Origin of the sequence: Rahnella inusitata, from assembly GCF_003263515.1 — a bacterium.
GTDB lineage: Bacteria > Pseudomonadota > Gammaproteobacteria > Enterobacterales > Enterobacteriaceae > Rahnella > Rahnella inusitata.
The window spans coordinates 20,286-35,624 of sequence record NZ_JYDE01000038.1 but is presented as its reverse complement, the minus strand read 5'-3'; the positions used below and the strand labels follow the sequence as shown (position 1 = coordinate 35,624).

Below are 15,339 nucleotides of genomic sequence, written 5' to 3'. Positions count from 1 at the left end.
GTATCTCCCGCTACAGCAGGAAAGGAACAAGGCGACGCGTTATGCCAGCCCGAGTGCGCGTTTCACTGGTGCGAAACTGCGGCGATGATGCGCTGTTGCGCCAAGTCTGGCGAGGCTCTCAAGATGCACCGGCGTCGGATAGCCTTTGTGTTTCGCAAAACCATATTCAGGGAACTGCAGATCCAGTTCAACCATTTCGCGATCGCGGGTGACTTTCGCCAGAATGGACGCCGCGCTGATTTCGGCAACTTTACTGTCCCCTTTCACCACGGCCTGAGAGGCCATCGGAAGTTTTGGGCAACGGTTGCCATCGATCAGCACCATATCTGGCGTGATGCCAAGACCGGCGACGGCTCTTTGCATCGCCAGCATAGTAGCGTGCAAAATATTCAGTTCATCGATTTCATGCGGTTCGGCGCGGCCAAGACTCCAGGCGAGCGCTTTCTCTTTAATTTCGATATACAACGCTTCGCGGCGTTTCTCGCTGAGCTTTTTGGAATCTGCCAGACCTTGAATCGGATTGGCTGGATCGAGGATCACTGCCGCGGTCACCACAGCGCCCACCAGCGGGCCACGACCCACTTCATCCACACCGGCAATGCACACGGCCTGTGGATAGATAAAAACGTCACTCATTGGCTTGCCAGCTCCATTACGGCCTGAGCGGCCTGCTCATCTGCATTACGGCGGATGCTTTCGTGCAATTCCAGAAAAGTATTACGCAGTTCCTGGCTCTTCTCACCGCCGGCCAGCAAAGGCAGCAGCGCAGCGGAAAGTTTATCCGGCACGCATTCGGTTTGTAACAACTCAGTGACGATTTCACGTCTGGCAAGCAGATTAGGCAATGAAACGTAGGGCGTTTTCACCAGACGCTCTGCCAGCCAGAAGGTAAAAGGCTTCATGCGGTAACCCACCACCATCGGGCATTTCGCCAGCATACACTCGAGCGCAGCCGTACCGGACGCCAGTAGCGCGGCATCGCTGGCGATCATCGCTTCGCGTCCTTTACCATCGAGCAAGTGCGCAGGAAGGTCTGGGGCAATTTCAGCTTTGATACGTTCGAACTGCTCACGACGTTTGGCATTCACCAATGGCACAACAATGTGTAAATCAGGATACGTCTGTCGCAGTTGCAGCGCCGTTTTTAGGAAATCAGCACTGAGAATTTCCACTTCCGCATGACGGCTTCCCGGCAGCAACGCCAGACAATGCACGTCATCAGGAATGCCCAATGACAAGCGGGCAGCCTGTTTATCCGGATGCAGCGGCATTGCATCAGCCATCGTGTGGCCGATGAAACGGCAAGGTACGTTGAATTTATCGTAGAACGCTTTTTCAAATGGCAGAAACGCCAGTACCAGATCGGTGGCTTTACCAATTTTGAAAACGCGTTTTTGTCGCCATGCCCAGACAGACGGACTGACATAATGAATGGTGCGGATACCGCGCTTTTTCAGACGGCCTTCAAGCGTGATATTAAAATCAGGGGCGTCGATGCCCACAAATACATCAGGCTTAAGTTCGCTGAAACGTCGGGTCAAATCTTTGCGGATTTTCAATAAGCGTGGCAGACGCCCTAATACTTCCACCACGCCCATTACCGCCAGCTCTTCCATTTCGTACCAGGTTTCACACCCTTCCGCCTGCATCAGCGGCCCCGCGACGCCCACAAAGCGGGCGTCAGGATGGTGCTTCTTGAGGGCTCGAATCAGCCCGGCGCCAAGAATGTCACCGGACGTTTCACCGGCCACCAGGCCAATTGTCAGAACAGGCTTTTGCATTATTTTCCGTAGCGCAGATCAGCGAATAATACCGCGGGTTGAGCGGCTGAAGAAATCACTGAAAGGTTTAACCTTCGGGAATTCAGCGGCAATCGCAGCGATTTCCGGCTGTGCTTCTTCCAGCGTTTTGCCACTGCGATACAGTAACTTATAAGCATTACGAATAGCGTGCAGGTCTGCTTTCTCAAAACCACGACGTTTAAGCCCTTCGATGTTAATACCGAAAGGTGTCGCATGGTTTCCCTGCGCAATCACAAACGGAGGCACGTCCTGAGCAACGCCAGAACATCCGCCGACCATGACATGTGCGCCGATGATGCAAAATTGATGCACTGCGGTCATACCGCCAATGATAGCGAAATCGTCAATCTTAACGTGGCCGCCAAGGGTCGCGTTGTTCGCCAGAATGCAGCGATTACCAATGACGCAATCATGGGCGATATGCGCGTTAACCATTAACAGGTTATCGCTGCCCACTTTTGTCAGACTACCGCCCTGAACGGTCCCACGATGAATGGTCACGCTCTCACGAATATTGTTGCGATCGCCGACCTCAACGCGTGTTGGTTCACCGGCATACTTCAGATCCTGGTTAATTTCACCAATAGATACGAACTGGAAGATGCGGTTATCGCGACCAATTTTGGTCACGCCATTAAGAACTACGTGTGATTTAAGCTCAGTACCTTCGCCGATTTCCACCTGGGAACCGACATAGCAGAAAGGACCGATATGAACACCAGCACCGATAACGGCGCCTTCTTCAACAATAGCGCTTGGATGTATATAGGCGGTTTTGTCTATCATGTATTAAGACTCCCGGCGACGGGCGCACATCATTGATGCCTCGCAAGCAATCTCACCATCTACTTTTGCGACACCTTTAAAACGAGCAACACCACGACGCTCTTTAATGAATTCAACTTCCAGAATCATCTGGTCACCCGGCAACACCGGACGTTTGAAGCGTGCATCATCAATTGCTGCAAAATAATACAGCTCGCCCGGTTCCAGTTTTCCAACACTTTTAAACGCCAGAATACCGGTGGCCTGTGCCATGGCTTCCAGAATCAAAACACCTGGAAAAATCGGCTTGCCTGGGAAATGCCCCTGGAAAAACGGTTCGTTAAAGGAAACGTTTTTCACTGCGCGCAAAAATTTCCCTTTCTCAAAATCCAACACGCGGTCAACCAGCAAGAACGGGTAACGGTGTGGCAATAAATCCAGTATCTCTTCAATACGCAGAGTATGAGTGTCAGTAGTCAAAATACTCTTCCTGTCTATAAAAACTGATGGCATCAAAAACACGGCCTGCCAGACCCCAAAAAAAGGTCATCAGGCAGGCCGCAAATAGGAACGAATGCCGCAGGTTCACCCGTTACAGGGAACGCATTGCAGCATCGTAAGTGGTAATTAGTCTTTTTCGATTTTACGCTCGACAGCTTTCAAGCGCTTATTCATCTCGTCAATATTCATTACCAATGCAGCCGTCTTACGCCAAACTTTATTCGGTTGTAACGGAATACCGGAGGAGTATACCCCAGGTTCAGTGATTGGTCGCATTACCATTCCCATTCCTGTCACCACGGCCTGGTCACAAATCTCCATGTGACCATTGATAACACTGGCTCCGCCTATCTGGCAGTAACGTCCGATTTTCAGACTACCGGCCATAATTACGCCGCCAGCAACCGCCGTATTGTCTCCAATCACGACGTTGTGTGCAATCTGACATTGATTATCAATGATGACGCCGTTGCTGATAATAGTGTCATCCAGCGCACCGCGGTCGATGGTGGTACAAGCTCCAATCTCAACGCGATCGCCAATAATCACGGTGCCCAGTTGCGGGATTTTAATCCAGTTACCACGTTCGTTCGCGTAACCAAAACCGTCAGCACCTATCACCGTACCTGATTGAATCAGGCACTGCTCGCCAATCTCAACGCGATGATAAATTGAAACATTGGCCCAGATACGGGTTCCTGCTCCTATTTTAGCTTCTTTACCGATAAAACAGCCTGCGCCAACGATAACGTTATCGCCCAACACAACGCCTGATTCGATGACTGCATTAGCGCCAACCGAGACATTCTTACCTAAAGAAGCACTTTCAGAAATCACCGCACTCGCAGCAATATCCTGTGCCGGTGCCGGAGTGGTATCCAGCAGTTGCGCCATACGCGCATAGGTCAGGTAAGGGTTTTTAACCACTAATGCCGCTGTAGGGCAAAATGGCAGATCCGCTTCCGTCAACACTACGGCGCCTGCGGTGCAGGAGGCCAACTGTTCACGGTAACGGCTGTTTGATAAAAACGTGATTTGCTCAGAGTGTGCGGAATGCATTGAAGCAACGCCGGTGATGGCAATTTCGCCATCACCGTGCAATTGTGCATCCAACTGCTGTGCGAGATCAGCCAGTCGAATTGAAGACATGTTTATTTAACCTGTTTCAGCACATCAGCAGTAATATCTTTGTCATTGCTTGCATACGCGATGGCATTTGCATCAATAACAACATCATAACCTTCTTTGCTTGCAACAGATTTCACAGCGTCCTGAATACGGCTCAGGATTTTGTTACGCTCTTCGCCCTGACGACGACGGTTGTCTTGCTCAAACTGCTGCGCTTTAGCGGAGAACGCTTCACGCTGAGCCATCACGTCTTTTTCAAGTTTAGAACGATCGCTGGCTTTCATGGTTGAGCCATCACGTTGCAGACGTTGCATTTTGGTTTGCAGGCTACGTTCCTGAGATTGCAAATCAGTTGCACGGCTTTTGAACTCATTTTCGAGTTGTTTGGCCACAGCATCACGCGCTGGCATCTGTTGGAAAATGCTAGCGACGTTAACGATAGCAATTTTGTCAGCAGCCTGAACGCTAGCTGAAGAAGCCATAACTAAACCGAGGCCTGCGGCATATAACCACTTTTTCACTATAAACTCCTTCCATCACCCGTTTGTGCCATCTGGCACAGTAAATTACACAAAACACCTGACTTTAAAACGATACACGGGCCGAAACCCGTGTATCCAGTTCCGCAATCAGGCGATTGCGATTCTGCTGAATAACTCTTGTTCAGGCAGGCCGTTACCAGGTTTTACCAATGTTAAACTGGAACTGCTCTGCTTTGTCGCCTTCGTATTTCTTAACTGGTTGTGCATATGAGAAGACCAATGGCCCCAGCGGAGACATCCACTGCAACGCAAGACCGGAAGAAACACGAATGTTGCCTGGTTTGCTGTAGTCAGGTACACCGGCAGCCATAGTCTGCGGGGTGTTTTCCCAACCTGTATCCCAGACGGTACCGCTATCCACGAACAGAGAAGTACGCAATGAGTTAGCGTATTTTTCGCTAACGAACGGAGTTGGAACAATCAGTTCTGCACTCAGTACTGCCATTGCATTACCGCCCACCGCATCATCCGAATTATCGATCGGACAGCCGCTGTACGAGGTATTAGCCGTAGTACATTTGTAATACGCTGCTTTTGGACCAATGGTGTTCGACTGGAAACCACGAACACTGCTTGAACCACCGGCATAGAAGTTATCGTAGAACGGTACTTCTTTCCCGCCCAGACCATCTGCATAACCTGCGCGTGCACGGCCCATCAGCACCCAATCACGATCCTGATTCAGCGGCATGTAGCTGGTTGAATCGAAGGTGATTTTGTAATATTCGTTATCAGAACCCGGAACGGTGACTTTACCGTTCAGGCTGGCTTTGGTCCCTGACGTAGGGAAGTAGCCACGGTCGAGGTTGTTATAACCCCAGCCAAGGTTCACGAAGAAGTCATCAGCACTGAAATCTGCATCAGCATTGTCGCTGGTGGTGACCGCAGGTTTCAGGCCCACTGAGTTCAGATAACGGAACATGGCGATCTGTGGTTCCATATTGGACAGATCGTTGTGTACGTAATCCAGACCCAGACGCAATGAGTTGTTCTCATTGATTGGGAAACCAAGGTTGCCGCCAATACCATAACTTCTGTTGGTATAGTCAGACAGATCCGCATTATCCGCTTTAAAGTCATTGTAGAAGATACGGCCGCCCAGACTCACACCGTCAACGGTGAAGTACGGGTCAGTGATCGTGAATTCTGCATACGTCTGATAATCGTTTTTGGTACCGCTGATGCCGACAGAGTTACCCGTGCCCAACCAGTTGTCCTGCTGGACGCCGACCTGGAAGCTAACACCACTTTCTGTACCGTAGCCCACACCAAAGTTGAATGTCCCGGTGTTACGCTCTTTTACTTTATAGACCACATCAACCTGATCCGGTGTACCCGGAACGCGTTGCGTATCCACATCTACCGTTTCGAAGTAGCCAAGACGGTTCAGACGTTCTTTACCTTTGTCGACCAGATCGTTACCTAACCAGGCACCTTCCATCTGACGCATTTCACGGCGCAGGACGCTGTCTTTACTGGTGTCATTGCCTTCAAAGCGGATGTGACGCACATAGAAACGGTTACCCGCATCTACGTTGATATGCAGTTTGACAGTCTTGTCTGCATCATTAATTTCAGGCTGCGTGTTCACACGTGGATAGGCATAGCCATAACGACCCAGCATCTGCTTGATGTCGTTTTCCATCTTGGTGACTTTAGCGCCGTTATACAGCTCGCCTTTATCAATTTTAGTCAGGCTTTGCACTTCTGCTGAGTGACCGGCCATGCTGCCAGTGACTTCAACACCAGAAAGTTTGTATTGCTCACCTTCTGTGATGTTCAGCGTGATGTAGATGCCTTTTTTGTCCGGCGTCAGGCTGACCTGCGTCGAATCAATGTTGAAGCGGGCGTAACCGCGATCCAGATAGAAGCTACGCAGGGTTTCAAGGTCACCCGCCAGTTTCTGTTTCTGGTATTTGCGATCGCCAACCACGTTCCACCATGGCACTTCATCACGAAGCTGGAAATGAGAAATCAGTTCATCAGTACTGAAGGCGTGGTTACCTACGATGTTGATCTGCTGAATTTTCGCAGAAACACCCTCGGTAAAGACTAATTTCAGGTCGACACGGTTACGTGGCAAAGGGGTAACAACCGCTTTTACCGACGCACTGTATTTTCCGACGCTGTAATAGAAGTCTTCCAGACCTTTCTCGATACTGCCGATTGTTGTACGGTCAAGCGCTTCGCCAACACGGACGCCAGAGGCCTCCAGGTTTTGTTTCAGCATGTCATCTTTCACCGATTTGTTACCGGAGAAAGTGATGCTGGCAATCGTTGGACGTTCTTTAACCTGAACAATCAGAGAATCGCCATCGCGCAGGACGCGAACGTCCTCAAAGTTGCCAGTGGCAAACAATGCACGAATGGTATTACTGATGTCATCGTCAGTCACCGTATCACCGACGCGAACCGGCATATTGAGTAACGCCGCACCGACGGCAACTCGCTGCAGGCCTTCGAAATGAATATCTTTCACTACGAAACCGTCTGCACCGTATACGGTGGCGCTGCCAAACAGCAGCGACGCTATGAGCAACTTTTTGATCGCCATCGTTGTTATGCGTTCTTCCTAACCTAATCCCCAGCCTTAAAGACGGGAGAAATCATTGAAAAGTGCAAGCCCCATTACCAGGAACAGCAATACAGCACCGACCTGATAACTGAAGTTTTGAACTCGCTCGGAAACTGGACCACCTTTTAGCTTCTCTATTGCCAGAAAAACCAAGTGTCCACCATCTAATATCGGTAATGGGAACAGGTTTACGATACCGAGATTGACGCTGATAAGCGCCAAAAACGTCAGGTACGACACTAAACCATACTCTGCTGACACTCCTGCGCCCTGTGCGATGGAAATTGGGCCACTCAGATTGTTCAGCTTCACATCACCGGTAAACAATTTGCCCAGCATGTTGACTGTAAGCTTCATCAGTTGCCAGGTTTTATCACCCGCCTCATATAAAGCGACAAACGGACCATACTGACGAACTGTCTTGTACTCTTCAGGCAACGGTATGACTTTGGGAACCACCCCGGCAAAACCTTGTACAATACCTTTACCTAACGTCCGACTTTCCGGTGTCAGGGTCAATGCCAGAGCCTCGCCATTACGCTCAATGTCTAACGCAATGGGCTTACCCGGATTATCGCGAACCTGCAACGTAAAATCACGCCAGCTCGCCAAAACCTGACCGTCAACTTTAACGATCCGATCGCCCGCTTGCAAACCTGCCTTTTGAGCGGCGGAGGCTGATTGCACCTCAGATAATACGGGTTCTGCCTGCGGACCACGCGGAATAATCCCCAACGCGACCACCGGATCTTGCGTTTCAGGATCAAACGTCCATTCACGCAAATCGACAACTTTTTCAATTATCGTTGATGAGCCTAACTCGGCTACCCCGAGCGTCATTTGGCTGTTGCCAATTTGACCCATCAACGACATTCGAATTGAATCCCAATCAGGCGTTTCGATACCGCCAATAGACTTAAGTTCCATTCCTGGCAAAACTTTGGCTTGCGCGGCAATGGATTGAGGCATGATTTCGGCCACCACAGGTCGTACTGTTGGTACACCAACAATAAAAATGACCCAGTAAGCAAAAACTGCAAAGATAAAGTTGGCTAACGGACCCGCGCTGATAATTGCCGCACGCTGCCAGACAGTTTTGCTATTGAAAGTAAGAGTCTTTAGCTCAGGCGGTACGGTTTCTAAACGCTCGTCGAGCATTTTCACGTAACCACCGAGGGGGATGATAGCAAGGACATATTCAGTGCCGTGGCGATCGGTTCGACGCCAAAGCGCGCGACCGAAACCTACGGAAAACCGCTGAACGCGCACGCCACAGCGACGAGCAACCCAGAAATGGCCGAACTCGTGCACGGTGATAAGCACCCCCAATGCAACGATAAAGGCGGCCAGGCTCCAGAGTATGTTCATCATATGTCCAACTATTCCTTAGAAAACTTCACCGTCAGCGACGGATTAATACACTAACAGCATCAGGCAGGCAAATACAGGAACCGCAGCAGTCAGGCTGTCGATACGGTCCAATATTCCGCCATGCCCTGGGATCATATGACCACTGTCTTTGATCCCGGCTTCGCGTTTAAACATACTCTCGGTCAGGTCGCCTAAGACTGAAGCCAGCGCAGCAACCACGGAACAAATCAATAATACAGACGGCTGCACGGTAAGCGGTGCATAGCGGCCAAACAGCCAGGCAATCAGCGCACATGTCAGTAAACCGCCGATGAACCCTTCCCAGGTTTTTCCCGGCGAAACTTTAGGTGCCAGCTTGTGCTTACCGAACAGCTTACCAAACAGGTATGCACCAGAATCAGCACCCCAGACGAGTAGCATCACATATAACAGCCACCATGCGCCAGTGTGAGGATTCTCGGCATAACCATATTGACGCAACGCGACCATACCCCAGAAAAACGGTACAATTGTCAGTACGCCAAACAAGATCCGCAGTACGCGCGAATGTCGCCAGAATGCGGCTGACGCCGGATACCCAACCACCAGCACCAGCGCCACACACCACCAGGCGAGTGCGGCCCATAGGGAACCACTTACCAGCGGCAACTGCGCGCTCTGATGATAGGCAGGAATGCTTAGCATCATGGCGGCCAGCAGGAAACCACAGAGGATGGCGAGCCATATTCTCTGGTTACGGCTTCCGAGACCCGCTAATTGTCCCCACTCCCACGCCGCCAACATGCACACGATTAACGTGACAATGGCAAAACCGACTGGCGGTAGTAAAAAGAGTGCAGCAATAACAATCGGTATTAAAATCAGAGCTGTGATAATGCGATACTTCAGCAAATGTTCTCCCTAGGACGCATTGGCGCCGATAGGTGTAGTCCCCCCGAAGCGGCGCTCGCGTTGTGCAAAAGCATCCAGCGCATCTTCAAAGGTATTTTCATCAAAATCAGGCCAGAGGACATCCGTAAAGTAAAACTCCGCATAGGCAATTTGCCACAGCAGGAAGTTACTGATTCGATGTTCCCCACCGGTTCTGATCACCAAATCGACTGGTGCCAGTTCGCTCATACAGACGGCTGAATCCAGCATGTCTTCTGTTATTTGCTCGGCCCGCAGGGTACCGGCTTCAACCTGACCCGCCAGCGTCTTAACGCCCTGAATAATATCCCATCGGCCACCATAATTCGCAGCAATGTTCAGCGTAAGACCGTCGTTATTTTCTGTAAGTGTTTCTGAACGACGAATGCGTTCCTGCAGACGAGCACTAAAGCGACTGACATCGCCAATGATCCGCAGCCTGACATTATGTTTATGCAGGCTTTTGACTTCACTGTCGAGTGCACGTACGAACAGCTCCATCAATGCGGCGACTTCCTGAGCCGGGCGATTCCAGTTTTCACTACTAAAGGCATAAAGCGTAAGGGCATCAAGTTGATGGTTGGCTGCAAAACTCACGGCTTTACGCACTGATTTTACGCCCGCTTTATGACCAAAGACCCTCATTTTACCCTGACGTTTTGCCCAACGTCCGTTGCCGTCCATAATAATGGCGACATGGCGCGGCTGAGCGCAGGACGTATCAGACATCTGTTGATTTTCGAGGGACATAACGCGTACTCATTTCCTTTTATCAGAACACGACGGCTTTTTAGCTGGCGTTGCAGTTCAAACGCAGGCGCAATAACACGCGCAAAAAAGCCGTGTCTCCCTTGCGGGCACGGCTACTCTGACAGCTTACCGATTCCACATGTCAGATCCAGAGACTAAAAACCTGAATCTACTGTCAGCGTGGCGCAGACTATACCATTTCAATGTGATGCTAACAAACTGCTGCATAAGCAGTAAACTTAGCGTCAGGCCGCAAATGTGCGAAGTTTTTGTTGAGCCGATGCCCGCGATTGTCTGTCAATTTCCAGCACTGCATCCACAGACTCCGGTTCAGCGCTCACCAGCTCGTCCATTACCTGACGGTTAATCGAAGCAATATCGGTGAAACGAATCTCACCATTGAGGAATGCCGCCACGGAAATTTCGTTCGCTGCATTCAGCGCCGTCGTCGCTGCCTGCCCGGTGTTGCTGGCTTCGATAGCCAGTTGCAGGCAAGGATACCGCGCATAATCCGGCTCAGAGAAAGAGAGTGCGCCCATTTTACAGAAGTCTAATGCTTCGACGCCAGCAGCGACACGGCGTGGATACGCCATCGCATGTGCAATAGGCGTACGCATGTCCGGCGACCCCAACTGCGCCAGTACGCTGCCGTCACGATAACGTACCATCGAGTGGATAACCGACTGGGGATGGATGATCACTTCCATTTCGGCCGCAGACGCATTAAACAACCAGCGGGCTTCGATGTACTCCAGGCCTTTGTTCATCATCGTGGCGGAATCGACAGAAATTTTACGCCCCATTGACCAGTTAGGATGCGCGCACGCCTGATCCGGTGTGACATCGTTAAAGTGGTTTAACGGTAACTCGCGAAAAGGTCCGCCGGAGCCGGTTAAAACAATGCGAGAAATCCCGTTTTCTTCAAGTGAAGCATAGCCCAGTTGCTGCTGAACGGACTCAGGCAAACTCTGGAAAATCGCATTATGTTCACTGTCGATAGGAAGGAGTTGAGACTGGTTTTCACGGACCGCATCCATGAAGATACGACCACAGGTGACCAGAGACTCTTTATTCGCCAGAAGGATCTGTTTACCTGCACGCACGGCAGCGAGCGTCGGTAAAAGGCCGGCAGCGCCCACAATGGCTGACATCACTTGATCGACATCATCCAGTGCAGCCAGTTCGATTGCGGCGTTTTCGCCGGAGAGCACCTCAGTTTTCACACCCTGCTCGGCCAGAATAGTTCGCAGAGCCCGGGCTGAAGTCTCATCGGCCATGGACGCATAGGCCGGACGAAACTCGATACATTGCTGCGCCATCACGTCAACATTGTGTCCTGCAATCAGGGCTTTGACTGCGAAAGCGTCGGGATTGGACCGGACAACGGAAAGCGTACTGGTGCCGACAGACCCTGTCGAACCAAGAATAGTCATTTGTTTCATGAAAATGCCCGGGATAACGCCATCAATTCAGAATAGTGCACAGTCTGAAACCTCTTATCCGGCTTGTCCATGAGATTGTGGCAGCAGAGAAAAGATTTGAGACCCGTAAAAAAATAAAGCGCCGCATTTGCGACGCTTTATTTGAGAACAAACGAGTCTGATTAGAACTCCATCAGCTCAGCTTCTTTCTCAGTCAAAGCTACATCGATTTTCTTGATGAAGATATCTGTCAGCTTCTGAATATCGTCCTGAGAACGACGATCTTCATCTTCACTGATTTCTTTATCTTTCAGCAGTGCTTTGGTTTTGTCGTTAGCGTCACGACGGACGTTACGCACAGAAACACGGCCCTGCTCTGCTTCGCCACGCACGACTTTGATCAGGTCTTTACGACGCTCTTCAGTCAATGCAGGCAATGGTACGCGGATAGTCGCGCCCGCTGAAGATGGGTTCAGACCCAAATCGGAGGTCATGATCGCTTTTTCAACGGCAGCGCTGATTGAGCGGTCAAATACAGAAATAGCCAGAGTACGGGAGTCTTCCACCGTCACCTGAGCCAGCTGACGCAGTGGCGTCGCAGAACCATAGTATTCCACCATGATGCCGTCGAGAATGCCGGGAGAAGCGCGGCCTGTACGGATTTTGCTGATATGAGTTTTAAATGCTTCTACGCATTTTTCCATACGAATTTCAGCGTCTTTTTTGATTTCGTTAATCACGTTGTGAACCCTTGAGAGCTGGTTACCTGGCAGACCATACCATCAGTATAGTCCGTGAATACTTATGCCAGCACTGGCTGGCTGAACGCAATGTTTATAGCGAAGGATCACTCAGCGTTAGAAATCAGCGTCCCTTCGTTTTCACCCATCACCACGCGGCGCAGTGCACCGGGTTTGTTCATGTTGAAAACACGAATCGGAAGATTGTGATCGCGGGCTAATGTAAATGCCGCCAGATCCATCACTTTCAATTCCTGCTCCAGCACTTCCTGATAGGTCAATGTTTCGTACAGCGTTGCTTCCGGATTTTTAACCGGGTCAGCGGAATAGACGCCGTCGACTTTGGTGGCTTTTAATACCACATCGGCTTCAATTTCGATACCACGCAGACAGGCTGCAGAATCTGTAGTAAAGAAAGGATTACCGGTACCGGCGGAAAAAATGACCACGCGGTTATGACGCAGCAGGCTAATGGCTTCAGCCCAGCTGTAATTATCACAAACACCGTTCAAAGGAATTGCAGACATCAGACGCGCGTTAACATAGGCACGGTGTAATGCGTCACGCATTGCCAGGCCGTTCATGACAGTCGCCAGCATACCCATATGGTCGCCTACAACACGATTCATGCCCGCCTGCGCCAGACCCGCGCCACGGAATAAGTTACCGCCGCCGATCACAACGCCTACCTGAATGCCGAGTTCGACCAGCTCTTTGACTTCCTGAGCCATACGATCTAATACACTCGCGTCGATACCAAAACCTTCACTGCCCTGCAGGGCTTCGCCACTGAGTTTGAGCAGGATACGCTGATAAACGGGTTTCGCATTGGTAGCCATGGTGTCTGTCCTAGAAGCAATGTGTCTTAATGAGAATTCAATCTTTACATCATAGCGTTGTTGCCGGGTGTTACTACAGCACATCGCACAATGTCATTGGAATTTGGGGCTGGATAAAACGGAACCGCCAACGTGCAGCGGTTCCATTTTATGGTGCATCAGTTACTGATTAAGACTGTTTGGACATCGCTGCAACTTCTGCAGCAAAGTCAGTCTCAACTTTAACGATGCCTTCACCCACTTCGAAGCGGATGAAGTTGATAACGTCGGCGTTATGCTCTTTCAGAATCTGACCAACAGTTTTGCTTGGGTCGATAACGAAAGGCTGGCCAGTCAGAGAAACTTCGCCGGTGAATTTCTTCATGCGGCCTTCAACCATTTTCTCTGCGATTTCTTTCGGCTTGCCAGATTGCATCGCGATGTCCAGCTGAACCTGGTACTCTTTTTCTACCACTTCAGCAGACACATCTTCTGGTTTAACGAACTCAGGCTTGCTTGCAGCAACGTGCATAGCAATCTGCTTAACCAGTTCTTCGTCAGCGCCTTTAGCAGCGATCAGAACACCGATGCGTGCACCGTGCAGGTAGCTACCCAACACTTCGCCTTCCAGGGAAGAAACGCGACGGATGTTGATGTTCTCACCGATTTTAGCAACCAGTTGCACACGCTCTTCTTCGAACTGTGTTTTCAGAACTTCAACGTCAGTGATTTTGCCTGCAACAGCAGCATCCAGCACTTTGTCAGCAAATGCCTGGAAACCGGCATCTTTAGCAACGAAGTCAGTCTGGCAGTTAACTTCCAGAATCACGCCGTAGTTGCCTTCAATCTTGGTTTTGATCACGCCGTCAGCAGCTACGTTGCCTGCTTTTTTCGCCGCTTTGATCGCGCCAGATTTACGCATGTTTTCAATGGACAGCTCGATGTCGCCGTTAGCTTCAACCAGAGCTTTCTTACAATCCATCATGCCAGCGCCAGTACGTTCGCGCAGTTCTTTTACCAGGGCAGCGGTAATATCAGCCATTGTATTTTCCTCGATTATCTCAGTGCAAAAAGGGTTTTTGCGGTGAGATATTTCTCGCATTTAAGATAAGCAAAGGGGGCCAATAAAGGCCCCCTAACCAACATATTTCAATACCTGGTTAATAAGGGCTCTGCTGAGCTTGCCTTATTATTCAGCTTCTACGAAGCTTTCTTCTGCCTGAACAGCCAGATCTTGCGAACGGCCTTCACGGACAGTGGCAGCAACAGCGCTCAGGTACAGATTTACTGCACGGATTGCGTCATCGTTACCAGGGATAACAAAGTCAACGCCATCCGGATCGGAGTTGGTATCAACAATGGAGAATACCGGGATACCCAGGTTGTTAGCTTCTTTGATTGCGATGTGTTCGTGATCAGCGTCGACAACGAACAGTGCGTCAGGAAGACCACCCATATCCTTGATACCACCCAGGCTGTTTTCCAGCTTAGCCAGTTCGCGAGTACGCATCAGCGCCTCTTTCTTGGTCAGCTTCTCGAAAGTGCCGTCCTGAGACTGAATTTCCAGGTCTTTCAAACGTTTGATGGACTGACGAACGGTTTTCCAGTTAGTCAGCATGCCGCCCAACCAGCGATGGTTCACGAAGAACTGGTCGCAGTTGTGTGCAGCGTCTTTTACCGCTTCGCTTGCTGCGCGTTTAGTACCAACGAACAGGATCTTGCCTTTACGGGCAGAGATCTTCTGCAACTCAGCCAGAGCTTCGTTGAACATTGGAACAGTTTTCTCAAGGTTGATGATGTGAACCTTGTTACGAGCGCCGAAGATGAATGGCTTCATTTTCGGGTTCCAGTAACGGGTTTGGTGACCGAAGTGAACACCGGCCTTGAGCATGTCGCGCATGGAAACAGTTGCCATGATAAAACCTCTATTAAGTAGTTGGGGTTATGCCTCCACGTATCCCATACAACCGACCCTGCAGAATAAATTCCCAAGGCACCCCGGCGTATGTGTCGATAC

At 50.4% G+C, this 15,339-nt stretch carries 15 protein-coding genes; all 15 read right to left on the bottom strand.

Features of this window, described 5'->3' with window-relative positions; translation table 11 throughout:
- Window positions 1-39 precede the first annotated feature (39 nt).
- The 15 genes from rnhB to rpsB all read right to left on the bottom strand — a co-directional run bounded on the left by rnhB (window position 40) and on the right by rpsB (window position 15,237).
- On the bottom strand, window positions 40-636 hold the full coding sequence (rnhB, locus tag TU92_RS19770) for a ribonuclease HII (RefSeq protein ID WP_112168876.1): 597 nt from the start codon (window positions 634-636) through the stop codon (window positions 40-42).
- Window positions 633-1,781, bottom strand: a complete 1,149-nt coding sequence (gene lpxB, locus TU92_RS19765; protein WP_112168875.1) for a lipid-A-disaccharide synthase — start codon at window positions 1,779-1,781, stop codon at window positions 633-635. Before lpxB ends, rnhB begins: the two co-directional genes overlap by 4 nt.
- Window positions 1,782-1,799: 18 nt before the next feature.
- Window positions 1,800-2,588 carry an acyl-ACP--UDP-N-acetylglucosamine O-acyltransferase gene (lpxA, locus tag TU92_RS19760; RefSeq protein WP_112168874.1) on the bottom strand — a complete coding sequence of 263 codons (789 nt, stop codon included), beginning with the start codon at window positions 2,586-2,588 and terminating at the stop codon, window positions 1,800-1,802.
- Window positions 2,589-2,591: 3 nt separating this feature from the next.
- Window positions 2,592-3,080 (bottom strand): 3-hydroxyacyl-ACP dehydratase FabZ, encoded by a 489-nt coding sequence (gene fabZ, locus TU92_RS19755; protein WP_183850297.1) that lies wholly within the window; start codon window positions 3,078-3,080, stop codon window positions 2,592-2,594.
- 114 nt (window positions 3,081-3,194) lie between these two features.
- Window positions 3,195-4,217 (bottom strand): UDP-3-O-(3-hydroxymyristoyl)glucosamine N-acyltransferase, encoded by a 1,023-nt coding sequence (gene lpxD, locus TU92_RS19750; RefSeq protein ID WP_112168873.1) that lies wholly within the window; start codon window positions 4,215-4,217, stop codon window positions 3,195-3,197.
- A 2-nt stretch (window positions 4,218-4,219) separates the two neighbouring features.
- On the bottom strand, window positions 4,220-4,717 hold the full coding sequence (gene skp / locus TU92_RS19745; RefSeq protein ID WP_112168872.1) for a molecular chaperone Skp: 498 nt from the start codon (window positions 4,715-4,717) through the stop codon (window positions 4,220-4,222).
- 154 nt (window positions 4,718-4,871) lie between these two features.
- Window positions 4,872-7,292, bottom strand: a complete 2,421-nt coding sequence (gene bamA / locus TU92_RS19740; protein ID WP_112168871.1) for an outer membrane protein assembly factor BamA — start codon at window positions 7,290-7,292, stop codon at window positions 4,872-4,874.
- Window positions 7,293-7,328: 36 nt separating this feature from the next.
- Complete coding sequence (gene rseP / locus TU92_RS19735) at window positions 7,329-8,684, bottom strand: sigma E protease regulator RseP (protein ID WP_112168870.1); 1,356 nt, start codon at window positions 8,682-8,684, stop codon at window positions 7,329-7,331.
- Window positions 8,685-8,726: 42 nt separating this feature from the next.
- Window positions 8,727-9,575 (bottom strand): phosphatidate cytidylyltransferase, encoded by an 849-nt coding sequence (cdsA, locus tag TU92_RS19730; protein ID WP_112168869.1) that lies wholly within the window; start codon window positions 9,573-9,575, stop codon window positions 8,727-8,729.
- 9 nt (window positions 9,576-9,584) lie between these two features.
- On the bottom strand, window positions 9,585-10,343 hold the full coding sequence (gene ispU / locus TU92_RS19725; RefSeq protein ID WP_112168868.1) for a (2E,6E)-farnesyl-diphosphate-specific ditrans,polycis-undecaprenyl-diphosphate synthase: 759 nt from the start codon (window positions 10,341-10,343) through the stop codon (window positions 9,585-9,587).
- Window positions 10,344-10,588: 245 nt separating this feature from the next.
- A complete protein-coding gene (gene ispC / locus TU92_RS19720; RefSeq protein ID WP_112168867.1) occupies window positions 10,589-11,785 on the bottom strand; it encodes a 1-deoxy-D-xylulose-5-phosphate reductoisomerase in 1,197 nt (398 codons plus the stop codon).
- A 161-nt stretch (window positions 11,786-11,946) separates the two neighbouring features.
- The gene (gene frr, locus TU92_RS19715; protein ID WP_112168866.1) at window positions 11,947-12,504 is read right to left on the bottom strand and encodes a ribosome recycling factor; all 558 of its coding nucleotides are present in this window, start codon (window positions 12,502-12,504) and stop codon (window positions 11,947-11,949) included.
- A 107-nt stretch (window positions 12,505-12,611) separates the two neighbouring features.
- Complete coding sequence (gene pyrH / locus TU92_RS19710; RefSeq protein ID WP_056781743.1) at window positions 12,612-13,343, bottom strand: UMP kinase; 732 nt, start codon at window positions 13,341-13,343, stop codon at window positions 12,612-12,614.
- 169 nt (window positions 13,344-13,512) lie between these two features.
- A complete protein-coding gene (gene tsf / locus TU92_RS19705) occupies window positions 13,513-14,364 on the bottom strand; it encodes a translation elongation factor Ts (protein WP_112168865.1) in 852 nt (283 codons plus the stop codon).
- A gap of 147 nt (window positions 14,365-14,511) precedes the next feature.
- On the bottom strand, window positions 14,512-15,237 hold the full coding sequence (rpsB, locus tag TU92_RS19700; RefSeq protein ID WP_056781750.1) for a 30S ribosomal protein S2: 726 nt from the start codon (window positions 15,235-15,237) through the stop codon (window positions 14,512-14,514).
- Window positions 15,238-15,339: the final 102 nt, after the last annotated feature.